Consider the following 22,285-nt stretch of genomic DNA (forward strand, 5'->3'; position numbering starts at 1 on the left):
ACTGTGCCACGCCTGGGGCCGGTTCGAACCTGTGTGGCCCAGATTGACTGTCACATCTTCAACATCCCAAAAGGTTGTACGCCGATGGGATGAGTTTCAGAGGATCCCGCGCTCCCGAAGCTCGGCCAGGACACGCCGGTTCAGCTCGAGAATCTCCGCCCCGGTGAGGTCGCCCTTAGTGGCCAGGGCTGCGCTCTGAACGGCATCCCCCACGACCCGTTCGAGCTCACGCTTGGGGATCCGCGAGATGTGGACGCCACCCTCACCCTCGGCGGTCTCGCTGGGGATGGCCTCGCCGCCGTCGAGGATGCCGGCACAGCTGCCAGTGGCCCACTGGAGGGCGCGGTCCATGGCGACATAGGTGGTGTCGCGCACCTTCAGGCCAGCCTCGACGCGCTTCCAGGTGTCCTTGCTGATGCCTGCAAGCTTGGCGGCCGGCTCGACGCCTAGCCCGAGCTCTGTGCGGCGCTTGCGGACGACTGTCGCAAGGGCCCTGAGGTCGCGGTCCATAGGCACATAGTGGCAGGACCCGCTAGGACCAGCCAGGACCGGGGGGTAAAGCGGCTAGAACGCGCCGGTCTTCTGCAACCACGCGCCGCGCACGCCCCTGCACCCGAAGCTACCGCCGGGTACGAGTTTCCGCGAACTTCCGCTAGTTTCCGCTAGACATGACCCGCTAGAACCCGCTAGCTTTGAGGCATGGAAAGACCCCCCACCTACCAGGTGAACGGGGCAGTAATCCGCACGGTCCGCATGCAGGCGGGACTCGGCACGAACGAAGTGGCTCAGGCAGCCGGAATAAGCCAGCGCTACCTGAACCACCTCGAAAACGGCTACCGCAAGCACATGAGACCAGCGCCTTACGTCCGGCTCCGCACAGCCCTTGGCCTTGAGCCAGACGACACGAGCCTCCTCGACGAGGCCCCCGAAGAGAGAAGGTGACATGCCTCCCCGCAAGACCTCCACGCTCAAGCTCGAGCCGCTCTACAACGTTGAAGAGGCGGCCGTCCTGCTGCTCCACCTCAGGGGCGAGGACGGCAAGGAGCAGCCCAACACGGAAGCCGGCCAGCGATGGCTCCGTGACGGCGTGAATCACAAGGGCTTCCCGCACTACCGCGTCGGCCGACGGCTGATGTTCAGCGAGAAGGACCTGATCGCCATCCAGGAAGAGTTCTGCCGGGTGCCTGGGACCTACCGCCGCCCGCGCCGCGCAACCCGCACGCCCCGCAGGCCCATCGCCTCCGCTGCTTAGCAGCTATGCGGCCCCGACCGCCGGTGACCTGGCAGTAACCGGCCGGCCAGGGCCTCCCGAAAGTCCCAGCCTCCCCCGCACGGCAGGTGCGGAGAGAAGAGGAACCCCGATGTCCGACATCATGCCCGATCCCTGGTTCGACACCCCCGACGAGTTCGACCTCCTGATGACGGAGGTTCCCGTGCTGACGCCGTTCGCGACGATGTTCGCTGAGGCTGAGGAGATTCTGGCGGAGTCCTGCCTGGAGGGCTTCACGCCTGAGAACGCTGGCCGGATGGCGCTCGACATGCTGCCGGAGGACGAGCGCGAGGCGGCCCTGGACCAGCTGCTCTACACGTGGTGGTCGGCCCGCGAGAACGACCGCGAAGCCCTCGCCCGCCACCAGGCTGGGGGTGCCCGATGACCGCGCCGACGCCCCCGATCGCCCCCCTGGATCTGCCGCTGTCCCAGCTCGACTACGACCTGCAGTACCTCCGCGCGAAGCGTGAGGCGGCTGCCCGCGAGAAGGCCGGTCTGCTGGCCGAGCAGGTCCGCGACATGAAGTACGTGAACGCCGACAGCCCCGTCATCCCGGGCTTCGAGGACTGCGAGTGCCCGATGTGCCCGCCCGCCGGCGTCACCATCCCCCGAGGAGCAGCGTCATGAGCACCACCGTGGGCAGGTTGGCCGTACACCTGACGGCCGACGCCTCCGAGATCAAGGTTGGGCACAGCGGCCCCTACTCGTGGGTTGAGCTCGGCCCGGTGACTCTGCACACGGACGGATCCAGCCCGGAAGCCCTCCGTGCCATGGCCGCCGTCCTGCTCGACCACGCTCAGCACCAGGAGCGGTCCGTGCACCTGGAGCGCGCAGCATGACCGCCTACGTGCACAACGGCATCGAGTTCGACCTCGACGGCGACTTCGCCGACGCGGTCGGAGTGGTCTGGTCGTGGACGGGTGAGTGGTCGCCGGCTGCGGAGCCGATGCTCCGCTCGGACGCGCCGCTGATGGCTCTGCCGCTGCCGGACATCGACCACTACCACGGGCCGCTGATCCCGATCCGCCGGAAGGCGTCGCCGCTGAAGGCGAGCCCGGCGTTCGTGGCTTCTCAGGCTGCCGGCTACGTCGAGTCCGACACCGAGTTCGCCGCCCGGATCGGAGGCCGGTCATGAGCTTCCGCCAGATCGCCGTCCTGGACGTCATCGCGGGCGCCGCATTCACCGCCGCCTTCCTGTGGGGGCGCTACACCTGGAGGACAACGTGAGCAAGGTGCAGCTGCCGGACCTGACCGGCTCGGTACGTCTCAGCCCGAACCGCAAGAGCCTCGCGGTCCTGTGGCCGTCTCCGCCCCACGCGAACCGCTGGATCGTCACGGATCAGTGGGGCTCCACCGGCTACGAGACGGATGAGCGTGTGGCCACCTGGACCGTGGTCGGCGCCGTCCCGTACAGCCCGGCCGCCGGGATGGCCCTCGACGGGAGCGCGAAGGTAGGTGCCTCCGATGGCCACTGACCGACTCGTCGAGATCACCGACCGGCTCCAGGCCGCCACCAAGGGGACGTGGGGCACCGACTACGACGGCGCCGTCTACCACCTGGCAGCCGACATGCGAGTCCTCGACGGATCCTGCGGCCGACAGATCGGCAGCATCCCCGACGGCGAGGACAAGACGCAGGCGTTCCACGACGCCATGTTCATCGGCCGCGCCCCCGACGACATTCGGTTCCTCCTCGAAGAGGTCAAACGGCTGACTGGCGAGGTAACCGAACTCACCGCCATGAACAACACCCTCGAGCGGGCCCTCGGCCTGAACGAGGCGGCGTGATGACACCTCCGGCGATTGAGGAAGTCCGCGACTACAACCTTGCCACCGTCGATGGCCGGAGCTACACCGTGCCGCTCGCCGAACGAATCGCTCCCGGCCTGCTCGTGTACCGGCTCCCTGCAGCTGTCCACCCGCAGAGCCCCTACCGCTGGCGCATCGGCCATGAGATGTCCGGCCGGTCCATCGCCGACGGCATGAACCACGAGGACGCCCTCGCTGGCGCCCGACTGCTGGTCGGCATGGCCGACTGGACCCAGACCGCCGATTCCCTCCAGAAGAGTCTCGACGCTGACAACCTCTACCGGCGCCTCAGCGGCGTGGGCATGGGTTGTGTCCAGCCCGGCACGGACGACATGCCCGGCAACGTCGCCCACAACGGCACGTACACCGACGCGGACATTGAGCTGTACGCCGCAGAGTGCAAGGCCAACGAGATGAACGCCCTGGAGATCACGTCCGCCATGGCGAACACGGTCCCCTGGATGGGTCTCGACACGGACGACTTCAACGAGGTCCACGGCCGGATCTGCGTCCTGGCTGACGCCGCCTAGAACCCGCCGGGCCGGCCGTGCCTCGACCGGTCGCCCCGGCGCCCAACCACCCACCTCAGGGCCCTGCACCGACAGGGCCCTGCACCGACAGGGCCCTGGCCCAGCACACCCTGAAGGAGAACGTCATGCGCAACACGATCACCATCCGACGCTGGCGCATCGACCTCTACGAGTCCGCGATCTACATCCAGAAGCAGCCCGACCCGGAGTGCGGCGACTGCGAGGGAACCGGGTCGCACTACGGCAGTTTCGCCAGCAACCCGGGGGCCGACGAGCCGGACATCATCCCCTGCGCCTGCTGGGACCCGTTCCGCAACATCCGCATCCCGCTCGGCCGGCGGCCCGTCGTCACCGAGCGGTGGCCGTTCTGATGGCCGAGGCGCCCGCCCTGGGCCTGCACCCGAGCCTTCCGAACAGCGAGTATCACGCCGACAAGACGTCGCTCTCCTCGTCCGGCGCCCGCAAGCTCCTGCCCCCGTCCACCCCGGCCAAATTCCGGTACGAACAGGACAACCCGCCAGCCGCCACGAAGACGTTCGACTACGGCAACGCCGCCCACAAGCTAGTCCTCGGCAACGGCCCCCGCCTCGTCCTCGTCGAGCACGAGCGGTGGGACACCAAGGCCGCCAAAGCCGAGGTTGCCGAAGTCCGGGCCGAGGGCGGCATACCCCTCAAGCAGCACGAACTCGACATGGTCAAAGCCATGGCCGCCGCGATCCGGCAGCACCCTCTTGCCGCCGCGCTCCTCGACCCGGCCTGGGGGCAGCCCGAACAGTCCCTGTTCTGGATCGACGGCCCCACCGGCATCCGCCGCCGAGCCCGCTTCGACTGGCTCCCATCGATGCACTCCGGCCGGCTCATCATCCCTGACTACAAGACCGCAGCCGACGCCAGCAACGAGGCCTTCCAGAAGGCCATCCAGCAGCACGGCTACAACCAGCAGGCCCCCTGGTACGAGGAAGCCGCCATCGCCCTCGAGCTCGGCGGCGAGGACACCGAACTCCTCTTCGTCGTCCAGGAGAAGACGGCCCCGTACCTGGTGAACGTCGTCGGCATCGACTACTTCGCCCGCGAGATCGGCCGCGCCAAGAACCGGGCGGCGATCGAGACCTTCGCCGAGTGCACCACGACCGGCATCTGGCCCGGCTACGGCGACGAGCCCAACTACCTCTCTCTGCCCGGCTGGGCCGAGAAGCAGGACAAGGAGATGTACCTGTGAGCTTCCCAACCCAGATGCCGGCCGCTCCGGGCGCTGAGCGCATCGGCCAGAGCACCGCGGTCGAGCAGTCCCGGGCAGTCGCAGAAGTCCAGGCCGCGATCTATGTGGCCCGCCAGTTCCCCCGCGAGATCGGCCGCGCCCGCAACTCCCTGCAGTCCGCTTGCGGCTCGATGGCCCTGGCTGGACGGGCGTTCTATCGGTTCCCGCGGGCCGGCGGCGCCGTCGAGGGTTCCACCATCCACCTCGCGAAGACCCTCGCTCAGACCTGGGGCAACATCCAGTACGGCGTCGCCGAGATGCGCCGCGACGACGACTACCGCCAGTCCGAGATGCAGGCCTGGGCGTGGGACGTCGAGGCGAACACCCGGCACGTCCTCACCTTCATCGTCCCCCACGCCAAGTTCGCCAAGGGCAAGGTCGAGGCCCTGATCGACCTGCGGGACATCTACGAGAACAACGCCAACAACGGTGCCCGCCGCCTTCGCGAAGCGATCTTCGCAGTCATCCCGGACTGGTTCATCGAAGAGGCCGAAGAGCTGTGCCGGGAAACCCTGCGGAAGGGCGACGGCAAGCCGCTGCCCGAGCGCGTCGAGGGCGCCGTTGCGGTCTTCCAGGGGCTCGGAGTCAGCGCTGAGCGGCTGGAACAGAAGCTCGGCCGGAAGCGGGATCAGTGGACCGGCGCGGACATCGCCCAGTTGCTCATCACCCACAAATCGATCCAGCGCCGTGAGATCGCGGTCGACGAGGAGTTCCCGCAGGCCCGCATCACCGGCGCCGAGATCAAGAACAACGCCAGCCGCAAGCAGAGCGCGCCGCCGGACGACGACCCGTGGGCCGGCCAGAACGTGGCCCAGCCCGGCACAGGCATCCCGCAGTAGCAGCACTCGGGCGGGCCCGCGGCAATCGGGCCCGCCCAACCCAGAGTCCCACACGAGGAGCAGTCATGGACGCTGTGCAACCCCACCTCGACGGCACCATCCCCACCCCCAAAATCCCCGCCGCACGCCGGAAGGCCGAGGACTACGAGACCTGGATCGACGAGGTCTGGCCCAAGTACCTCGAGGCCGCGGCATCGGGCCGGACGTACACGATCTTCGAGATAGCCGACCAGCACCAGCTCCCCGAGCCGCCGGATCCCGCGCACCACTGGGGACGCCTGGCCACGCTCCTCCGTGAGGCTGGCTACCACCGTCCCGCCGGATGGACCACCTCCTCGAGGCCTAGCTCGCACCACTCCGGGCTCCGGACCTGGACCGGTACCCGCGCCGCCCGGCAGGGGAGGGCGGCATGAGCCCCGCCGAGGCCGGCTCGGTCACCGTCACCGTGATCTGCGTGGCCGTCATCGCCGCCTACCGAATCCTCTGCTGGCGCCTCGACCGGCACATCCGAGCCCGCCGCCAGCAGCGCCTCGACCTCGCCGCCTGGCAGTCCCACGCCGCACAAGCCGCCCGCGACGTCGACGCAGCCCGAGCAGCACGCGACCTCGCCGAATGCATCGCCATCTGGAACGCCACCCAGCACGACATCCCCCACCAGACCCGCCGGACGGAGGAAGACCAGTGACCCGTAAGCCGCCGCTCCACGGAACGCCGGCCCGCTACCAGGGCAACCGCACCGGAACCCGGCCGCCGTGTCGCTGTCGGCGCTGCAAGACCGCCCACAACCGAGCCGGCCAGCTGCGCGCCCTCGCCCGCATCGAAGGTCGCCCCCCGCGGGTTCCCTCCGGCCCCACCCTGGCCCACGTGCAGGGCCTTCTCGCGGCTGGCATGAGCCGGACCCAGATCGGCCTCGCGGCCGGCGTGTCCACGGCCATCGTCGCAAAGATCGCCAGGAGCGTTTCGCCCAAGCTGAACCGGACGACCGCTGACAAGATCCTCGCGGTCAGCCCCTGCGTGGTCCGACCCTCCGACCTCGTACCCGCCATCGGCACCCGCCGCCGGCTCCAAGCCCTCTACGCAATCGGCCATGGGGCGCAGGCCATCGAGACAGCAACAGGGCTCACCGGTAGCAGCATCCGACGGATCCTCTACGTCCGCTCGGACATCGTGACCGCGGCCACCCACGACGCAGTGAAGCGCGGCTACCGGACCCTGTGCGCCAGTCCCGGCCGGAACCAGACCGTCAGGAACCGGGGCCGGAGGAACGGCTGGCCCGGGCCGGCCGCCTGGGGCGAGGACATCGACGACCCTGCCGCCGCCCCCGACCTCGACGACCTCATCGCCGAGCGGCCGGCCGGCAAGCGCGAAGAGGTGGAGCACCTGCTCCGCTCCGGAGAGCCACAGACCGCGGTACAGCTGCGCACCGGCGCAAGCCAGTCCTACGTCCGCCAGATCGCCGCCGAACTTGAAGGCCGGCCCCGCATCCGGACCGCCGCCGCGGCCTAGCCACCCCTTTACCCGCACCAGCCAGAGAGAAGCATCCGATGCCCTGGTTCAAGATCGACGACTCGGCGCATTCCCACCCGAAGTTCATTCGGGCCGGGAACGCTGCCCTCGGTCTCTGGCTGAGGTGCGGCGCGTACTCGGCACAGCACCTCCTCGAGGGGCGCGTCCCGAAGTCCATCGTGAAGGCGTTCGGGACGCCCGCTCAGGTCAAGAAGCTGATCGAGGCAGGACTCTGGCACGGCCCCGAGCACGACTGCCCGCGCTGCCCTCAGCCGGCCTCCGGCGACTACCTGATGCACGACTTCTTCGAGGGGGGCAGGAACTCCACCAAGGCTCAGGTTGAGGCGGCCCGGAAGGGGGCCGCGGACCGTCAGGCGAAGTCCCGGGCGAGGGGCGCAGATGCGAAACGCATCGCAAACGGCGCGCGGAATGAAACGCTCCGCGACTCAAACGGCGCGCAATCTGACCCCCACTTTCAGGGTTCCGCCGCAGGTCAGGAGGGTCTGTCACAGCGTGACGCTATGGAGGGTGTCACGCCTAGCCATGCCATGCCTTTTAAAAGCCTGCAGGCAGGACGGCCCGAGGGTGTTCCGCAGCAGGGCGTGCAGACGCCGGACTGGGCCCAGCCACTGATCGACAAACTCGCCAGCAAAGGCATCCGCGTCAGCTGGGCGCGACTCAGCAACTTCCAGCTGCTGGGCATCCAGGAACTGATCAGAAAGCGGGGCGTCGACAGCCTCGTCGACACCGCCGTCAGTCGCTGGAACCCCCGAGACCCGATCAAGTTCGCCAGCCTCCTCCTGACGATCTGGCTCGAGTACCCCGACCCGACTCCCGGCAGCCACCAGCGTTCAAGCCGGCCGACGGCCTTGCCCGACTGGTGCAAGGACCCCGACTGCGACGAGATCAGCCGCACCCGCGAGATCGAAGACGACCGCGGTATCCGCAGCCTCCAGCGCTGCCCCGACTGCCACCCCGCCAGCAAAGGACAAGCCGCATGACCGAGCCCGCCTGGGAAGCCGACTTCCCCGACGAGAGCGTCACCGCAGCACCGCACAACGAGGAAGCCGAGATGGCCGTCCTCGGCGCCATGCTCCTCGACCGCAGCACCATCGAACCCATCGCCGACACCATCGCCAGCCCCGACGACTTCTGGCCCGTCCGCCACCGCACCATCTACCGCACCATCCTCGAGCTGTACGGCGCCAGCCGCGACCCGAAGATCGACCCCATCACCGTCGCCGCCGAACTCCTCGCCGCCGGCGAACTCGCGAAGGTCGGCGGAGCGCCCTACCTCCACGAACTCGTCCGCGCCGTACCCTCCGCCGCCAACGGCGAGTACTACGCCGGACTCGTTCGCGAACAAGCCCAACTGCGGACCGTCCTCACCGCCACCCGACGCGCCACCCAGCGCGTCCTCGCCGCCGCCTCCACCGCCTCCGAGATCCTCGACGAAGCCATGCGGGACCTCCAGGCCGCCGCCTCCGGCACCACGCCAGCCGACATCCGCCTGGCCGTCGCCGACCGATGGATGGGCTTCATCGACGAACTCGAGGCCGGCGCAGACCCCAACGCCCTCGACACTCCCTGGCATGACGTCAACGACGTCATCGAACTCAAGCCCGGCCAACTCGTCACCGTCGGCGCCGCCACCGGCGGAGGCAAGTCCCTGTTCGGCATGAACCTCGCCGCCCACGTCGCCCTCACCCGCGGCAAGCCCGTCCTCGTCGCCAGCATGGAAATGGGCGGCAGCGAACTCATGGCACGCCTCACCGCCGCCGAAGCAGGCGTCCCCCTCGACCGGCTCATCCGCCGCAAGCTCGACGACAACGACTGGGCCAAGATCTTCAAGGCCGCGCCGGCCATGCAGAACGCCGCGAACTTCATCCTCGACGACTCCGCGAACCTCACCCTCGGCAAGATCCGAGCCCGCATGCGCTGGATGACCTCCCGAGGAACCCCGCCCGCCATGGTCGTCGCCGACTACCTCCAGCTCATGACGCCCGAGAACACCAAGTCCAATGCCACCCGCGCCAACGAAGTCGCCGAACTCTCGCGCGGCCTGAAGCTCCTGGCAATGGAGTTCGAGATCCCTGTCGTCGCGCTCGCCCAGTTCAACCGCAACGCCGCGGGCCGCCAGCCGGTCGTCACCGACTTCAAGGACTCATCGGCCATCGAGCAGGACAGCAACGTAATCGTCCTTCTCCACCGGCCGCTCGCCGAAGACGGCTCCGACACCGGCGAACGAGCCGGAGAGATCGACCTCATTGTCGCGAAGAACCGCAACGGCGCCGCCGGCCGCACCGTCGCCCTCACCTTCCAAGGGCACTACGCCCGCCTCCGCTCCATGGGCCGACTCTGAAGGAGATCCCATGCAGTACGGCACCAACGAACCCCGCAGCCCCTTCGACGCGTTCTTCGACTCCATCGCCACTGCCGAAGCCCGCCGCGACCACACCGCGGACAGCGGCCTGCGGATCGAAGCCCAGCCCACCGTGTACAGGGGCGTCACCTTCCGCTCCGCCCTCGAAGCGTCCTGGGCGGCCTCGCTCGACAACCTCGCCGTCGCCTGGGAGTACGAGCCGGAGATGGTCACCCTCCCGTCAGGGGCCCGGTACCTGCCGGACTTCCACCTCCCCGAGATAGGCACCTGGCTCGAGGTCAAGGGTGACGGGGTCCCGCGGGTTGAGAAGGCCTACGAGTACGCGGCCAGCCTTGCCTGCGACTGCCCCCAGTTCCGCTGCGCCTGCCGCTGGCCCGGCGGTGAGCTCGTCATCGTCGGCCGACCGCCGGTATCGATCCGAGATCACGACGACCGCGGTTTCGTCCGGCGCCGCACCCTCTGCCTCGAATGGGAGTCCGCCCGAAAGCGGGGCGCCTGGCTCACCTCGTGCCGCGACTGCCATCACGTCACCTGGTTCGACAGCCCCATCTGCCGAGCCTGCCACGGCCCACTGGCCGGCGCGCACGGCCACCAGTCCGGAGACACAGCCTTCGTCTTCACCCGTATCACCGGGCCCGCCGCACCGCCCGCAGCCGCATGACAACCCGACCTCAGACCCGAAAGGCCGACTGATGACCATCCGCGACATCGACAACAAGATGTTCGAACTGAGCGCCGCCGCCTCCGACGCAATCACCCACTGGGCCGACACCCAGATCCGCGGCTACCTCAAGGAGCACCCCGACATCGTCGAGGAAAGCGTCCGGCGCCTCGAGCGAATGATCGGCGGCATCCGCGCTCAGATCGCTGCCGAGCGCGCGGACAACCGCTGGAACGGCCCGCTCCTCGAGGGCGCCGCCGCCGACCACTTCGCCGAACTCGCCACCGACTACGCCGAGCACTCCTGCGACTGCGAGTGGTGCCTGTGCTGTGCGCCGGCCGGAGTCGGCGACGGGCCGATCGTCCTGATGACCATCAGCGCCTCCGACATGACCAACGCCTGCCCCACCTGCCAGGTCCCTTCCGGCACCCCCTGCCGCCTGGACGGCCAGGTCGTCGACAGCCACGCCGCTCGCATCGCACTCACCCAGCAGACGGCGTGATCGTCCACGCGGCCCGCTACACCAGCCCCGCCGTCGCCGCACGCCACCGCGCCGAACTCCTCGCCGACCTCCGCACCCGAAAGGCAAACCGATGACCGACCAGCCCGCTGCCGGCCAGACATGGCAGAACCGGTCCCAGCCACACCGCACCATCACGCTCCGCGAAGTCGGCACTGAGTGGACGCGCTTCCTCGAGACCGGCAGCCCCGGCCTGATCAAGACCCGCGATCTGCCCCGCCACTGGGAACCGGCCCGCCCCACCGCCTGACCTGCCGAGACGACACCCGCCCGAGACCACCGGAGGAACCCCATGACCGACCAGCCCGAAGCCAGCCAGGTACGGCAGCTGCTGGTCCACCCCGCCGTCTGGCCCCAGCTCGAACTCTGGCTCCAGGCCCACGGCATCACCCTCGCCTGCGCCGGTCAGATCGGCGACGACGACCTGCCGACCTGGGTCATGACCCTCACTCAGCCCACCCCGTGACGCAGACGGCCCGCTCCCTGAAGCAAGCAGGGAGCGGGCCGGTACCCACCTTCTCACGAACGGAGACCCCGATGGCGGCGTGCAGGAACGGCCACCCGCTGACGGCAGCCAACACCTACCGGTCGCCCACCGATCCCACCCCCCGATGCCAGCAGTGCCGACGTGAGGCCGTGGCCCGGTACAAGGCCCGCCGCCGTGGCCGTCCGGACCCGACTGCCGACTTCGAGCGCCAGTTGCTTCGCCATGCCGCGAACGGCGCCACCGATCAGGAGATCGCCGACCGGACCGGTGTGAGTCTCGGCAAGGTCACCTGGGTCTGGCGTCGGCTCAAAGCCGAACTCGGCGGCCGGGACAGGACACACACGGTGGTTCTCGCGATCCGCTCACGCCGTATCAGCCTCGCTGACGTCCCCGACCGGAAGGCGCAACGGGTCCAGGAAGCCCGCTGTGCGCCCGTCTCCCGGCCTCGCAGCGCTCCGGCGGACTCCGGGCCGTCTGGCGTTGCGAACGCCAGCGAGGCGCACAGCCCCGCGACGCACCCCAACAACCGCACCAACGCCGCCTAGGAGAGCCGATGAACGCCATCCCCGAGCCGACCATCAAGCCGACCCGATACGTCGTCTCCTGCTTCCCGCCCGACAGCCGCGAGGGCGCCCACTTCAACATCGCCGTCGAGTACAGAGGCCGCGACCTATGGGCGGTCGTCCGGCTTGGGGCCTGCCTTGGCGCCGACGGGGCTTGGTCTTACGAGTCAATCCCGTCCGAGCGTGCGGACGAGTGGCTTGCCGAGCACCGCTTCGACCTCGACACCGCGCTCAAGCTCGCGAAGGAGGCTGCGCCGCTGGTGACCGTGAACGGCTACACCGTGGCGGACGCGCTGCGGAGGGCGGGCGAGTGACCGTCGAGCAGCCGCCGCTGTGGCCGGACGACTGGGCCACCGAGCCCTGCGCCGACAGTGACGGCCTCGAACCCCTCCTCACCGCCTACCTCAACGCACTCGCCTGCACCGGTGACGGCCGAGCAGCCGGAGGTCGACGGCTGTGGGTGTACCTCGACAAACCCATCCACGACCTAAGCCCAGACCGGAGGTTCCTGTGACCACCCCATCCATCGCCGCTCTCCCCGATGTCGCGGGCCGCTGCCCTGCCTGCAACGGCGAGTCCCTCATGCTCGCCGACGGTGGCTACGTGACCTGTCGTCGCCTCGAATGCCCGCAGCCCGACGCGGCCCACGAGGCGATCGAAGAGCGGGCCGGGGCCAACGCCTACGACCGGGCGATCAACGCGCCCATGTCGCAGCAGGCCGCCGCCCACCTCCGGGAGCGACTGGCCTCCAGCGACGTACCCCGCCGCAAGATCCGCCGCCGTGAGCCCACCCTGCGGCAGCAAGCCCTCGAGGCCGCCCACGACACCATCCGCGTCGGCCAGTGGTGGCTCCCGCCCGCCGGGCAAGCCGACGTCGTCGACGCCGTCCTCGAGATCGCCGACCGCCGCGCGATCCGCATCCAGACCATCCTCGACGACACCCGCGACCGGATCCGGAAGCTGCACCGGCCCGCCCACTACGGCGGCCGGATCATCTGCGCCGAATGCTCCGCATACGACGGCCACACCAGCACCGACAGCCCGCCGGTTGACCACCCCTGTCGGACGGTCACCGCCCTCGAGCCGCCGAAGGAGACCCCCGATGCCTGACCTGCACGACTGGATCAGCCAGCAGATCGACGAGGTCGAAGCACGCGCCCACGCCTGCCCGCCGGCCACAGCGATCGTCGAGGGAGAGATCGGCGAGTACGCGCCCATCGAGGTCCGCACGGACGCCGGGCAGGGCTACGCCGTAGGCCTCCTCGTCGCGGCCTCCGCCGTGCTCCGCCGTTGCGCCGCCGACCGGAAGATCCTCGACATCCACAGCTACGCCGGCGGCTTCTGCGAGCCCTACGCCTGCGCCGGCTGCGGCCACGACGACATGGGCTATCTCGTCGACCACTGCAACGACTGCGAGACGCTCCTCGCGCTCGCCGAAGGCTACGGGCTCACAGACGAGGCTCGGGCCCAGCTCGACCGGCCCGAAAGGCCCAGGCCGGAACCCGATGAACGGCCGGCCTGGGACACGTTCGGACGATCCCTCGACGAGCTCCTCCGCCCGATCACTCCCACCTCCGACGTACCCGCAGCCCTCCGCGGACCGAACTGGAAGCCGCGCCCCACCGCCTGAGACCCGCCCGCGCCACCCGCACAGGAGAACGCCGTGAACGAGTCCCCGAACTGCCCGATCTGCGCCCGCGAACTCTGGGAAGACGAGGCCGGCCGCCACGCCTGCAAGCCCTGCGAACGCCGCATCGGCGACCGGCTCGCCGCGATAGCCGGCCCCCGCGGCCTGTACGCCCGCCTCTGCCTCCGCATGGAACCCGGCCGCCGGGCCCCGGGCGAATCCGTATCCGGCAGCAGCAGCCCCTCCATCCCTGCCAACCTGCAGATCCTCGACCTCACAGCCAGCGGTGGCATCATCGGAACCCTCGAAGCGTGGGTCGAAGACTGGGCCAGCTACGGGCTTGCCACCCGCGGAACCGGCGGCAGGCTGCAGCACCGCATCGACCAGGCCGTCGCAACCCTCCGCCTCAACCTCCCGCGCGCCGTCGACCGGCACCCCGCCCTGGATGAATTCGCGAGCGAGATCGACGGCATCTACCGGACGTGCGGCGCGCTCGTCGACGGTGGACGTGAGCCGGTCAAGGCGCCTGCCACCTGCCAGGCATGCGGCCACCACTTCAAGTTCGGCCTCTTCGACAAGGGCGGCGCGGACTGCCCCCGCTGCGACCAGCCCCACACCAGGGCCCAACTCCTCCAGCCCGAGCAGGCGGACGCGAGCGCGGCATGACGAAGCCCCCGACCTCAACCCGAGGTCGGGGGCTGTCGTGCGTCCGGGGTCAGGCAGCGAGCGCTTCGTCGAGGTACGCCTGAACCTTGTCGAACAGCCCCCACGGCACGTACTCCGGGATCTGGCCGTGCTCGAGCCACAGCACCTCAGCCAGCTCCTCCTCGTCCACGACGCTCGCCTCACCGCTGATCACAGTGCAGGCGACGTAGGTCATGTGCACGCCGGACTGCGGGTGCACGCGGTCGCCCAGCACCTGCTGCACTGCGACCTCAAGCCCGACTTCCTCGGCGACCTCGCGGACGGCCGCCTCCTCCGGGGTCTCGCCGGCTTCGATGCCTCCGCCGGGGAACGCCCACAGCAGCTTGCCCTCACGCTCCCGGCGGCGGGCCATGAGGACACGTCCCTCGTGGACGATGATCGCCGTGGAGACGGGCGGCTTGACGGTGGTCTCGGTCATGCAGCAACTCCCAGAGCGTCGAGGACCGGGCGGAAGATCCGATCGGCAGGAATGAAGCGGGTCAGGCTGGTGATCGGTACGAAGGCGGCCTCAGCGTTCTCGGCCGGATCCAGGTTGGCCGCCTCGCCCATCAGGTGATCGCAGAGCACGTACTCGGCTTGCACGCCAGTGGCCGGGTGCAGGCGGGAGCCGAGCGGCTGGCGGACCGTGCAGTGCACGCCAGTCTCCGCGCGGGTCTCCTTCACAGCGACGGCCGCCGGCTCGGCGCCCGGCTTCACGACCCCCGCTGGGAACTGCCACTGCAGACCGTCACCGTCACGGCGCTGAACGAGCAGCACCTCGGCCCCGCGCAAGACCACGGCAATGGCGACACGCAGAGCCTGGGCGGCCGTAGCCTCCGGCGGCTGAGCGAGGCGAGCGAAGCGTAAACGCACAGGTGGCTTGGCCTTCTCGTAGAGGGTGTCGAGGGCGGCCTGCATGTCAGGCCGCGGCACGGTCCCCGGGCGGGCGTGCCAGCCGGCGACGGTCTGCGGATGTACGCCGAGGCGTCCGGCGAACTCCTCGCGTCCCATCCGGTGCGCGGCCTGCAGGTGGCAGGCCAGCTCGCCGGTCCAGGTGATGACGTCCACAATCGCGCCTCCCGGCGTCGCGTGTCCTGCGACCTGTACAGCCACTGATCGTCTCCTGTACGGCAGCTATACGGCAGCCGCTCGCCGGTCACACCCTGGCCGAGTTGACTCAAAGCATGGAGACCAGACGCCTATCTCGTAGCGCGGGAGATCTGCTCGGCCCGCGACCCGGTCACGCCAAGCAGCTTGCCCACTGCAGCCCACGAGCGCCCGTCGTACAGGGACTTGGCGATCTCGGCCTTGACCTGCTTGATCTCTCGGTCGAGGCGGGCTTCGAGATCCTTGGCCGCCTCGTACCGCTCAACGGCGTCGCTGATGTCGGTGAGTGCACTGATCAGGGACGCGGTCGCGGTGTCGAGGGCTTCGGTCATGACCTGAGAGTAGGGGCGAATTCCGACCACTTCAAGCAGTTGCTTGACGCGGGATCGACGGCGGCCTACTGTCTTACTCAGCGGTTCCAAGCGGCGCTTGGAATGGTCGCTCACTCCTACCGGCCTTGGCCGCGAGCGATCACCCGCAGAACTGAAAACGGGCTGGCCCGCGACTCCTACATCGCAGACCAGCCCCACCACCAGGATCTTTGAGAGGACCCCTGATGGCCACGATCACTGTATCCCGTTCTTCCGTTGCCGAGCTGCTGCTCTCGGCCGCCGACCGCATCGAGGCGAACCCGCACCTCGGCGCCACCGCCACCGTCAGCGCCGGCTTCCCCCGCGGCATCCTCACCATGACGGTCCGCGCCGACCTCGCCGGCCTCCGCGAGCAGGTCGCCACCGCCGAACGGTCCGAGTACGGATCCGGGCTCACGGCCGACTACTACGGTCGCCGCAACCAGAGCAGCGCCGCTCACCGGGACTCCTCCCGGTACGCCGCCGTGACGAGCCTGCGAGCCACCGCCGCCCGGTCGGCCCTGCGCGACGCCGAGCTGGCCGCCGAGCAGAACATCCTCGCCGCGCTCGCCGCGGTCGGCCCGATCACCGCGGGCACCACCCGCGGCCAGCTCGTCGACCTGTTCCGCCTCGCCGCGCTCGCCGCCTGATGTCCGCCTCCGCCCAGTCGGGCCACAGCATCATCGACGCGCCGGCCACGCCCGCCGCCTGCGCCCGTGACTTCCAGGCCGCGCAGGCCGAGCGGCAGGACCCGAAGGGCAACCACTACGTCGACCAGCTCGGCGCCCTCGGTTCCGGCCAGCAGCACACCCACCGCCGCTAGACCCACCCTCCCGGCACAACCGTCAGGAGCACCGTCATGCCTGCATCCGCCCGCGAGCTGTACGCCAAGGCCCAGGAGTGGCGCGAGACCGCCGCCGACTGCGAGGCCGCCGGCAACGAGGCAATGGCCCGTGACTGCCGTCGCGAAGCCGTCGCCTGCGAGAAGGCCGCCAAGGCCCGCTAGACCCCATCCCTCCCGGCACGACCAACCGAGGAGCACAGCCATGCCCGCAAGCGTCATCGCCCAGTACCTGACCGTCGCCAGCGCCACCGTCGACGTCACAGGCTCCGGCCTCAACACCCGGTACCAGTGCACCGGATGCCACCGCACTTCCCCCACCTGGCCCGAGGCCACCACCCGCACAAAGGCCCAGACCCACGCCGCGAAGTGCCGCGCCATCCCCCGCCCCACCGCCTGACCACGAGGAGCGCGTCATGCCCGAACCCGACACCGCCCAGTCCTCCGCCGCGGGGTGGGTGGAGCTCACCGCCCGGCTGCTCGGCGAGCTCAGCGGCCTGCAGACCAGCACCCAGCAGCTGATCGCCGCCATCCAGAACCCCCACCTGCGCAGCCAGCTGCACGAGGCGCAGATGACCGCCAGTCGCATCACCTCGCTGTTCCTCGACCTTGAGGACTACGCCAAGGCCCACAACCCCGCCTGACCACAGGAAGGACCACCGTCATGCTCGAGACCCGCCTCATCACCCAGTACCTGACCGCGCTCCGCACCGACGACTCGCTCGGCCAGGCCCGCCTCCTGGCCGTGGCCGCCGACTACGACCACCACAACGGTTCTGGCCTCGTCGAGCAGCTTGAGGCGCTCAGCCTGAACGGGCAGGAGGCCGCCTGATGGACGTCTCCGGCTACCAGTTAGCCCGCCGGTACGCCCCGCTCCTGGAGCGTGTGCAGCAGATCGCCGACCAGGCTGCGTTCCTCGTGCGGCAGCGGATGCGGGAGCGGATGGTGCCGACCCGGATCGTGATTGCGGCACAGAAGCACTGTCCCGAGGTCGTGATCCGGTCCCAGCAGCAGACCCTCGGTGTAAACACGCTGCCGCTCAGGAGCGAACGCTGCGACTACCTCGGCATCACCACCCTCAGCCCGGAGGGGGTGCTCGTCGTCATCAACGCCGGGTCTATGGGATCCGATCAGCGGACGCTCGACGAGACCGTCGTCCACGAGCTGGTGCATGTGGCCCAGTACGGCCGCCCCGGAGCCCGCGAGATCGCCATCAAGGGGCTACGCAACAACTACGGGATCGAGAAGCTGTCCCACCCGAAGGCATGGAAGCTCAACTGGCAGATCAGCCGCGACGAGCGTGAAGCCCAAGCCCTCGAACCCCTCGCCCGCGAGATCCGCTGACCGGTTGCCCGATCCGCCCGACAGGTGCGGGCGGTGAGGGGAGCCGGGACAGCCCCGGCCCAGAGAGGACCACACATGTTCGGCAAGAAGACCGCCGCCAAGCTCGACACCGCCGCCGGAGCCCTGCACCGCGCAGGCAAGAAGGTCGGCGGGGAGAAGGGCGGTCGCGTCGGGGACGCCATCGCCACCGGCGTCCTCGGCGGGCTCCGCGCCCGGTGCGACACCAGCTGCACGCAGGGCGGCTGCAACCACAGCTGACCGTAGCCCGCTCCGCCCGTCTCGCACGGGCGGACTGGAGATCTGTCAGCACCACCACCCCACCACACGAGGAGCTTCGCCATGCCCATCTTCCGCCGCCGCAAGCCGAACGGGATCCGCCCAACCGACGCGCAGGTCCGTGCCGCAGCCGCCGCCGTAAACCGCGGGGACATCGAAGCAGCCGACCGGGTCTGCGAGGAGTCCGGCGACTACCGGCAGGAGACCGCCATGCGGATCTTCCGCTACATCGACGTCGAGGCCCCGTGATGAGCGCGATCACCGCCGCGGTCAGCAAGGCCCGCAGCTTCCTCGCCTTCATCGGGATCCTGTCGGTCCTCGGCTTCGACTGGACGACCCTCACCCGGATCGTCGTCGGCCTGTCCCTCGCCGTTGCCGTGGCCATGGAGGCCAGCGCCGACGGACACAGCATCTGGCCCAGCCGCCTCAAGCGCAGCCGCTACGGCACCGCCGCCTAACCCCCACACCACACGAAGGGACCACGACCGTGAGCAGCGACCACCGTTCCTGGCAGGAACGCGACGCGGAGGCCGAGGCGATCCGGGTTAAGACGGCTACGGTCGCCGCTGAGGCGGAGGCCGAGCGCCGGCGCCGGGAACTCCTCGACGCACCGAAGATCGCCGCCGCGCAGGCCAGGGCCGAGGAAATCGCCCGAGCAGCCCGCAAGGCGGCCGAGGGCGAGGCGAAGGAGCGCGCCGACAAGGACGAAGCCGACCAGGCCGAGAAGACTGCGAAGGCTGAGACTGAGCGCGCAGAGCGCGAGCGGCTGGCCGAGGTCGCCCGCCGTGAGGCGAAGGCCGCGAAGGCCGTCAACATCGGCGTAGTCGCCGCACTCCTGGTCGCTCTGCCTCTCCAGATCCGCGCGTTCTGGACCCCCGAACGCTGGTGGGAGGTGGCAGTCCCGTTCGTCCTGGAAGGCCTCGCCTGGGTGTTCATCCGGCAGGCCGAGGCGGCCATCGTCGCCCGCCGTAGGGTGTGGCACTACCTGATCGGGGTCTTCGCGTGCGCTTCCTTCGCCGCCGGGGTGAACGCCTATGACGGGTTCGCTCACGACCAGATCGGCCCCATCTTCGGCGTGGTCGGCGGGGTCTGCTCCCTCATCGGCCCCGCGATGAAGGTGATCCACGAGTTCGGGGCCCGGGACAAGCAGGCCAAGGCGACCCGCGCCGAGCGGAAGCTGGCCGACTCCCAGGCGAAGCAGGCCGAGGCGGAACTGGAAGCCGCCAAGGTGAAGGCCGAGGCGGACGTCGAGGCCAAGAGGGTCGAGGCCGAGGGCCGGCAGAAAGTTGAGGCCGACAAGCGGGCAGCCCATGAGGCGAAGGTCGCCGCAGACAAGGCCGCGGCCGACGCCCTCCTCGATGCACAGGACGAGCAGCGCAAGACCCTCTACCCCGAAGCCTGGAAGCAGTACGAGCTGATCCTCGCCGCCAACCCGCTCGGCTCCATTAGCCGCGACCGCGCATGGGACGAAGCCCGCCGCGCCGTCGACCACCCGGACGTCTGGGACCACTACCGAGTGCTTGACCTGAACTCCGTCAACGTCAAGGCAACCGACCTGTGGGCCGAAGCCTGGGTGACAGTGAAGGGGCTCCCAGTCGGTCAGACCATCGAGTCTCTGGCCGCGAAGCTTGCGGCCCGGGAATACGTGAACCAGACCCTCGCCGAGCACATGGACGCCGCCGGACATCTCGCTATGGAGGAGCTCTTGGCGGGCATCTTCGGAGGCGGCGGAGACGGCGGCGGAACCCCGGCAAAGGGGGGCCCGAGGAAGCCCCACGGCGGCCCCTCCAAGGGTGCTACAGGCCTTGTGAGTATTGGGCAGGAGGGGGATACGGCCCCCCGCTACAAGGACGTCGTAGAGCCCCTCTCCGACGCAGATCTGAAGGCCGCCCGCGAGCTCCGCGACGCCGACCCGGAAGGGTTCTCCACGCCCGCCGTCGCCACCCACCTTGGCCGCTCCCGCGGCTACGCCAAGCGCATCCGTGACGCCGTCAACGCCCCGAAGGAGGAGCAGTGAGCACCGCCGCCGCGCACCCGCACCTGTACCCCGTGCCGCCCATCCCGACGGAGCCGCCGGCCCCGCTCGAGGGCATCGTCGTCGAGCAGAGCACGGCCCTCGAGAAGACCGTTCGGCCGTCGCCGCTGGAAGCCGCCGCGAGCCACGTCATGGACAACCGCGGGTACGTACCGCTCGCCCTGCGCGGCTACCGGCGCATCGCCAACCACTGGGTCGATGGCCTCCACGACTACCACCCGCACCTGATCGCCAGCGCCGAAGCTGCACTCGCCAGCGAGACCGACGTCGACAAGCAGGACGCCCTTCGCGAGAAGGTCGACGAGCGACGCGCCGACTACAGGCGGCACCAGCTCATCTACGGCACCAAGACCGGCATGTGGGCGACGACCGCCGTAACCGCTGCCACCGCAGGCACCCTGACCGGCGGCCTGATCGGCGCCATCGTCACCGCCCTTGGCGCTTACGGGTACGGCGTTTGGCGCGGTGTCGGCAACGACGAGCAGGCGCTCTCCACGACGTCAGGCGGCCCGGCTGCTGTCGAGCTGGCGGCAGCGCCTTCCACCGGCATCCACGGTGGTGAGGACCTCATCAAGGCCCTCGTCAAGGCTGGGATCATTTCCGAAGCGCAGCGCGTCGAGACCCAGATCCTCGGCGGGATCCGTCCCGACGGTCCCGGTTGGGCGGCCACCATCGAACTGCCCGAGGGTACGAAAGCCGTCGAGGCCACGTCGAAGACCGGTGAGCTGGCCAGCGCCCTGCGCAAGAAGGGCCTGCAGCTCGAGTTCAAGCCCGACACATCGGAAGCCTCCCACGAAGGCATGGCCCGCCTGTGGGTCGCCGACAGCCCCACCCCCTACGCCGGCCCCAAGGTGTACAGCGAGCTCATCAACGCGCCGCGCTGGCACTTCTGGCGCGACGGAATCCCGCTCGGCATGGACGCCCGCCAGGCCCGGCAGGTCCTGCGGCTGATCTGGTCGTCCATGCTCATCGGCGGCCTGCAGGACTATGGCAAGTCCTACCTCGCCCGGCTTATTGCTGCTGCGGCTGCCCTCGACCCGACCGTCCGGATCATCGTCATCACCGGCAAGAAGGGCCCCGACTGGGCCCCTCTCAAGTCCATCGCCCACCGCTACATCGCAGGCTCCGACCCCAGCACCATCCGCGAAATTTTCACCCTCATGACCTCGACGATCGAGGACATGCAGCAGCGCGGCACAGAGATCGAGCGACTCTTCGAGCAGGAGCCGCACAAGGTTCCCGAGGGGAAGATCACCCCCGAGCTCGCCGAGAACGGCATGGGCCCAGTCCTCCTCATCGTCGAAGAGCTGCAGGAACTCCTCGACGGCGCCGCGGTCACCAAGATGGCCATGCCTGACGACGACTCCGAGAACCCGCGGCTCGTGTCCGCCAAGGGCCCGCTCGTCGACATCTTCGCCCGCTTCAACCGGCTGACCCGCTACGTCCTCGGCATGGGCGTGTACATCACCCAGCGGCCCGACGCCGGCAGCGTCCCGACCGAGCTGCGCGACGTGTGCATCAAGCGCGCCTCGTTCCGTACCAAGACCCGCAACAGCTCCGAGATGGTCCTCGGCGAGGAAGCCGTCAAGGCCGGCGCGACCCCGCACGCCCTACTCGAAAGCTCCAAGGGGATCTTCGTCCTCGATGAGGGCTCCGAGGACGGCTACCGCACCCTCCGCGGCGACGTCATCGACCTGCCCGACTTCGTCAAGATCTGCGAGCGAGGCCGACAGCTCCGCATCGACGCCGACACCCTCACCGGCGACGCTGCTGCCCGCGAAGAGCGCGCCCAGCAGGCCGCGGAAGCCCGACTCCTCATCAATGGATGCCTCCGCGTCATGACCGACCGCGGCCGGGACGCCGCCCAACTGGACGAGCTCGCCTCCGCCGCGGCGATGGAGCCCGGCTACCTCGCCGACGAGCTGCGAGCGGCCGGCGTGGTCCGGCCGGAGAAGGTCGAGATCGACGGCAAGCGCGTCCGCGGCTACGACCGAGCCTGCCTCGAGGCCGCCCTGAAGGCCCTGTAACCCCCGGACAGACCCCGGACAGGACCTAGTTCATCCCGATATGCACCCCGGACAGAGGGTGGGCAGAGCCCGGACATCGTCCGGCCTGCCCGCCAGGTGTCCGCCGCCCATCCGGGGTACAAACCCCCGCAAACTGTGACCGTGTCCGCCCATCAAACCGCCACAAAC

The 22,285-nt window shown here is 69.5% G+C and carries 43 protein-coding genes; 39 read left to right on the plus strand and 4 right to left on the minus strand.

All coding sequences use genetic code 11. The annotated features are described in order from the left end of the window. Positions 1–96: 96 nt before the first annotated feature. Entirely contained in the window at positions 97–510 is a 414-nt protein-coding gene (locus ACIGFK_RS13005) for a helix-turn-helix domain-containing protein (RefSeq protein WP_400051514.1), read from the minus strand. Positions 511–699: 189 nt separating this feature from the next. On the opposite strand from ACIGFK_RS13005, the gene ACIGFK_RS13010 reads away from it, so the two are divergent. The 27 genes from ACIGFK_RS13010 (at position 700) to ACIGFK_RS13140 (ending at position 14,119) form a co-directional block, all read left to right on the plus strand. Then, a complete protein-coding gene (locus ACIGFK_RS13010) occupies positions 700–942 on the plus strand; it encodes a helix-turn-helix domain-containing protein (protein ID WP_400051516.1) in 243 nt (80 codons plus the stop codon). A gap of 1 nt (position 943) precedes the next feature. After that, positions 944–1,252 carry a hypothetical protein gene (locus ACIGFK_RS13015; RefSeq protein ID WP_400051518.1) on the plus strand — a complete coding sequence of 103 codons (309 nt, stop codon included), beginning with the start codon at positions 944–946 and terminating at the stop codon, positions 1,250–1,252. 109 nt (positions 1,253–1,361) lie between these two features. Next, positions 1,362–1,655, plus strand: coding sequence for a hypothetical protein (locus tag ACIGFK_RS13020; protein ID WP_400051520.1), 294 nt, complete (start codon positions 1,362–1,364; stop codon positions 1,653–1,655). Continuing rightward, positions 1,652–1,897 carry a hypothetical protein gene (locus tag ACIGFK_RS13025; protein WP_400051522.1) on the plus strand — a complete coding sequence of 82 codons (246 nt, stop codon included), beginning with the start codon at positions 1,652–1,654 and terminating at the stop codon, positions 1,895–1,897. Before ACIGFK_RS13020 ends, ACIGFK_RS13025 begins: the two co-directional genes overlap by 4 nt. After that, positions 1,894–2,109 (plus strand): hypothetical protein, encoded by a 216-nt coding sequence (locus ACIGFK_RS13030; protein WP_400051524.1) that lies wholly within the window; start codon positions 1,894–1,896, stop codon positions 2,107–2,109. Before ACIGFK_RS13025 ends, ACIGFK_RS13030 begins: the two co-directional genes overlap by 4 nt. Next, positions 2,106–2,405, plus strand: a complete 300-nt coding sequence (locus tag ACIGFK_RS13035) for a phiSA1p31-related protein (protein WP_400051526.1) — start codon at positions 2,106–2,108, stop codon at positions 2,403–2,405. The genes ACIGFK_RS13030 and ACIGFK_RS13035 overlap by 4 nt, the downstream gene beginning before the upstream one ends. Positions 2,406–2,493: 88 nt before the next feature. Beyond that, positions 2,494–2,745, plus strand: a complete 252-nt coding sequence (locus ACIGFK_RS13040; protein ID WP_400051528.1) for a hypothetical protein — start codon at positions 2,494–2,496, stop codon at positions 2,743–2,745. Further along, positions 2,735–3,058, plus strand: a complete 324-nt coding sequence (locus tag ACIGFK_RS13045; protein WP_400051530.1) for a hypothetical protein — start codon at positions 2,735–2,737, stop codon at positions 3,056–3,058. The genes ACIGFK_RS13040 and ACIGFK_RS13045 overlap by 11 nt, the downstream gene beginning before the upstream one ends. Continuing rightward, on the plus strand, positions 3,058–3,609 hold the full coding sequence (locus ACIGFK_RS13050; RefSeq protein ID WP_400051532.1) for a hypothetical protein: 552 nt from the start codon (positions 3,058–3,060) through the stop codon (positions 3,607–3,609). The genes ACIGFK_RS13045 and ACIGFK_RS13050 overlap by 1 nt, the downstream gene beginning before the upstream one ends. A 125-nt stretch (positions 3,610–3,734) precedes the next feature. After that, entirely contained in the window at positions 3,735–3,980 is a 246-nt protein-coding gene (locus ACIGFK_RS13055; protein WP_400051534.1) for a hypothetical protein, read from the plus strand. Further along, positions 3,980–4,828 (plus strand): PD-(D/E)XK nuclease-like domain-containing protein, encoded by an 849-nt coding sequence (locus ACIGFK_RS13060; protein ID WP_400051536.1) that lies wholly within the window; start codon positions 3,980–3,982, stop codon positions 4,826–4,828. Before ACIGFK_RS13055 ends, ACIGFK_RS13060 begins: the two co-directional genes overlap by 1 nt. Next, positions 4,825–5,706: a hypothetical protein gene (locus ACIGFK_RS13065; protein ID WP_400051537.1), complete on the plus strand. Its 882-nt coding sequence runs from the start codon at positions 4,825–4,827 to the stop codon at positions 5,704–5,706. Before ACIGFK_RS13060 ends, ACIGFK_RS13065 begins: the two co-directional genes overlap by 4 nt. Before the next feature lie 65 nt (positions 5,707–5,771). After that, positions 5,772–6,119 (plus strand): hypothetical protein, encoded by a 348-nt coding sequence (locus tag ACIGFK_RS13070; protein ID WP_400051539.1) that lies wholly within the window; start codon positions 5,772–5,774, stop codon positions 6,117–6,119. Further along, the gene (locus ACIGFK_RS13075) at positions 6,116–6,391 is read left to right on the plus strand and encodes a hypothetical protein (protein ID WP_400051541.1); all 276 of its coding nucleotides are present in this window, start codon (positions 6,116–6,118) and stop codon (positions 6,389–6,391) included. Before ACIGFK_RS13070 ends, ACIGFK_RS13075 begins: the two co-directional genes overlap by 4 nt. Before the next feature lie 203 nt (positions 6,392–6,594). Further along, positions 6,595–7,212 (plus strand): hypothetical protein, encoded by a 618-nt coding sequence (locus ACIGFK_RS13080; protein WP_400051543.1) that lies wholly within the window; start codon positions 6,595–6,597, stop codon positions 7,210–7,212. 38 nt (positions 7,213–7,250) lie between these two features. Next, complete coding sequence (locus ACIGFK_RS13085; RefSeq protein WP_400051544.1) at positions 7,251–8,213, plus strand: hypothetical protein; 963 nt, start codon at positions 7,251–7,253, stop codon at positions 8,211–8,213. Then, complete coding sequence (locus tag ACIGFK_RS13090) at positions 8,210–9,574, plus strand: replicative DNA helicase (protein WP_400051546.1); 1,365 nt, start codon at positions 8,210–8,212, stop codon at positions 9,572–9,574. The genes ACIGFK_RS13085 and ACIGFK_RS13090 overlap by 4 nt, the downstream gene beginning before the upstream one ends. Positions 9,575–9,584: 10 nt before the next feature. Then, on the plus strand, positions 9,585–10,256 hold the full coding sequence (locus tag ACIGFK_RS13095; protein WP_400051548.1) for a hypothetical protein: 672 nt from the start codon (positions 9,585–9,587) through the stop codon (positions 10,254–10,256). 31 nt (positions 10,257–10,287) lie between these two features. Further along, positions 10,288–10,758, plus strand: coding sequence for a hypothetical protein (locus tag ACIGFK_RS13100; RefSeq protein ID WP_400051550.1), 471 nt, complete (start codon positions 10,288–10,290; stop codon positions 10,756–10,758). A gap of 91 nt (positions 10,759–10,849) precedes the next feature. Next, on the plus strand, positions 10,850–11,026 hold the full coding sequence (locus tag ACIGFK_RS13105) for a hypothetical protein (protein ID WP_400051552.1): 177 nt from the start codon (positions 10,850–10,852) through the stop codon (positions 11,024–11,026). A 42-nt stretch (positions 11,027–11,068) separates the two neighbouring features. Beyond that, positions 11,069–11,242: a hypothetical protein gene (locus ACIGFK_RS13110; protein ID WP_400051554.1), complete on the plus strand. Its 174-nt coding sequence runs from the start codon at positions 11,069–11,071 to the stop codon at positions 11,240–11,242. Between the two features lie 71 nt (positions 11,243–11,313). Then, a complete protein-coding gene (locus ACIGFK_RS13115) occupies positions 11,314–11,808 on the plus strand; it encodes a hypothetical protein (RefSeq protein ID WP_400051556.1) in 495 nt (164 codons plus the stop codon). 8 nt (positions 11,809–11,816) lie between these two features. Next, on the plus strand, positions 11,817–12,140 hold the full coding sequence (locus ACIGFK_RS13120; RefSeq protein WP_400051558.1) for a hypothetical protein: 324 nt from the start codon (positions 11,817–11,819) through the stop codon (positions 12,138–12,140). After that, positions 12,137–12,340 (plus strand): hypothetical protein, encoded by a 204-nt coding sequence (locus tag ACIGFK_RS13125; protein ID WP_400051559.1) that lies wholly within the window; start codon positions 12,137–12,139, stop codon positions 12,338–12,340. The genes ACIGFK_RS13120 and ACIGFK_RS13125 overlap by 4 nt, the downstream gene beginning before the upstream one ends. Next, positions 12,337–12,936: a hypothetical protein gene (locus ACIGFK_RS13130; protein ID WP_400051561.1), complete on the plus strand. Its 600-nt coding sequence runs from the start codon at positions 12,337–12,339 to the stop codon at positions 12,934–12,936. The genes ACIGFK_RS13125 and ACIGFK_RS13130 overlap by 4 nt, the downstream gene beginning before the upstream one ends. Then, positions 12,929–13,456 carry a hypothetical protein gene (locus ACIGFK_RS13135; RefSeq protein ID WP_400051564.1) on the plus strand — a complete coding sequence of 176 codons (528 nt, stop codon included), beginning with the start codon at positions 12,929–12,931 and terminating at the stop codon, positions 13,454–13,456. Before ACIGFK_RS13130 ends, ACIGFK_RS13135 begins: the two co-directional genes overlap by 8 nt. Positions 13,457–13,489: 33 nt before the next feature. Beyond that, positions 13,490–14,119, plus strand: a complete 630-nt coding sequence (locus tag ACIGFK_RS13140; protein ID WP_400051565.1) for a hypothetical protein — start codon at positions 13,490–13,492, stop codon at positions 14,117–14,119. 49 nt (positions 14,120–14,168) lie between these two features. On the opposite strand, the gene ACIGFK_RS13145 is transcribed toward ACIGFK_RS13140, so the two are convergent. The 3 genes from ACIGFK_RS13145 to ACIGFK_RS13155 form a co-directional block, all read right to left on the minus strand. Then, positions 14,169–14,576 carry an NUDIX hydrolase gene (locus ACIGFK_RS13145; protein WP_400051567.1) on the minus strand — a complete coding sequence of 136 codons (408 nt, stop codon included), beginning with the start codon at positions 14,574–14,576 and terminating at the stop codon, positions 14,169–14,171. Continuing rightward, positions 14,573–15,205 carry an NUDIX hydrolase gene (locus ACIGFK_RS13150; protein ID WP_400051569.1) on the minus strand — a complete coding sequence of 211 codons (633 nt, stop codon included), beginning with the start codon at positions 15,203–15,205 and terminating at the stop codon, positions 14,573–14,575. Before ACIGFK_RS13150 ends, ACIGFK_RS13145 begins: the two co-directional genes overlap by 4 nt. A 131-nt stretch (positions 15,206–15,336) precedes the next feature. Further along, positions 15,337–15,576, minus strand: coding sequence for a hypothetical protein (locus tag ACIGFK_RS13155; protein WP_400051571.1), 240 nt, complete (start codon positions 15,574–15,576; stop codon positions 15,337–15,339). A 224-nt stretch (positions 15,577–15,800) separates the two neighbouring features. Here ACIGFK_RS13155 and ACIGFK_RS13160 point away from each other — a divergent pair, with 224 nt between their 5' ends. The 12 genes from ACIGFK_RS13160 (at position 15,801) to ACIGFK_RS13215 (ending at position 22,117) form a co-directional block, all read left to right on the plus strand. Beyond that, entirely contained in the window at positions 15,801–16,244 is a 444-nt protein-coding gene (locus ACIGFK_RS13160; protein WP_400051573.1) for a hypothetical protein, read from the plus strand. Continuing rightward, complete coding sequence (locus ACIGFK_RS13165) at positions 16,244–16,417, plus strand: hypothetical protein (RefSeq protein ID WP_400051575.1); 174 nt, start codon at positions 16,244–16,246, stop codon at positions 16,415–16,417. Before ACIGFK_RS13160 ends, ACIGFK_RS13165 begins: the two co-directional genes overlap by 1 nt. Before the next feature lie 36 nt (positions 16,418–16,453). Continuing rightward, positions 16,454–16,600 carry a hypothetical protein gene (locus tag ACIGFK_RS13170; RefSeq protein ID WP_400051577.1) on the plus strand — a complete coding sequence of 49 codons (147 nt, stop codon included), beginning with the start codon at positions 16,454–16,456 and terminating at the stop codon, positions 16,598–16,600. 40 nt (positions 16,601–16,640) lie between these two features. Next, positions 16,641–16,835 carry a hypothetical protein gene (locus tag ACIGFK_RS13175; protein ID WP_400051579.1) on the plus strand — a complete coding sequence of 65 codons (195 nt, stop codon included), beginning with the start codon at positions 16,641–16,643 and terminating at the stop codon, positions 16,833–16,835. Between the two features lie 16 nt (positions 16,836–16,851). Then, the gene (locus ACIGFK_RS13180) at positions 16,852–17,079 is read left to right on the plus strand and encodes a hypothetical protein (protein WP_400051581.1); all 228 of its coding nucleotides are present in this window, start codon (positions 16,852–16,854) and stop codon (positions 17,077–17,079) included. A gap of 20 nt (positions 17,080–17,099) precedes the next feature. Beyond that, positions 17,100–17,267: a hypothetical protein gene (locus ACIGFK_RS13185; RefSeq protein WP_400051583.1), complete on the plus strand. Its 168-nt coding sequence runs from the start codon at positions 17,100–17,102 to the stop codon at positions 17,265–17,267. Next, positions 17,267–17,779, plus strand: coding sequence for a hypothetical protein (locus tag ACIGFK_RS13190; protein ID WP_400051585.1), 513 nt, complete (start codon positions 17,267–17,269; stop codon positions 17,777–17,779). The genes ACIGFK_RS13185 and ACIGFK_RS13190 overlap by 1 nt, the downstream gene beginning before the upstream one ends. Before the next feature lie 75 nt (positions 17,780–17,854). Further along, on the plus strand, positions 17,855–18,037 hold the full coding sequence (locus ACIGFK_RS13195; protein WP_400051586.1) for a hypothetical protein: 183 nt from the start codon (positions 17,855–17,857) through the stop codon (positions 18,035–18,037). An 81-nt stretch (positions 18,038–18,118) separates the two neighbouring features. Continuing rightward, positions 18,119–18,304: a hypothetical protein gene (locus ACIGFK_RS13200; RefSeq protein ID WP_400051588.1), complete on the plus strand. Its 186-nt coding sequence runs from the start codon at positions 18,119–18,121 to the stop codon at positions 18,302–18,304. Continuing rightward, complete coding sequence (locus tag ACIGFK_RS13205) at positions 18,304–18,513, plus strand: hypothetical protein (RefSeq protein WP_400051589.1); 210 nt, start codon at positions 18,304–18,306, stop codon at positions 18,511–18,513. Before ACIGFK_RS13200 ends, ACIGFK_RS13205 begins: the two co-directional genes overlap by 1 nt. Before the next feature lie 29 nt (positions 18,514–18,542). Beyond that, positions 18,543–20,072, plus strand: a complete 1,530-nt coding sequence (locus ACIGFK_RS13210; RefSeq protein ID WP_400051591.1) for a hypothetical protein — start codon at positions 18,543–18,545, stop codon at positions 20,070–20,072. Next, complete coding sequence (locus ACIGFK_RS13215; protein WP_400051593.1) at positions 20,069–22,117, plus strand: hypothetical protein; 2,049 nt, start codon at positions 20,069–20,071, stop codon at positions 22,115–22,117. Before ACIGFK_RS13210 ends, ACIGFK_RS13215 begins: the two co-directional genes overlap by 4 nt. Positions 22,118–22,285 lie beyond the last annotated feature (168 nt).

The organism is Streptomyces sp. NPDC085524 (genome assembly GCF_044541755.1).
In the GTDB taxonomy this organism is placed as follows: domain Bacteria; phylum Actinomycetota; class Actinomycetes; order Streptomycetales; family Streptomycetaceae; genus Streptomyces.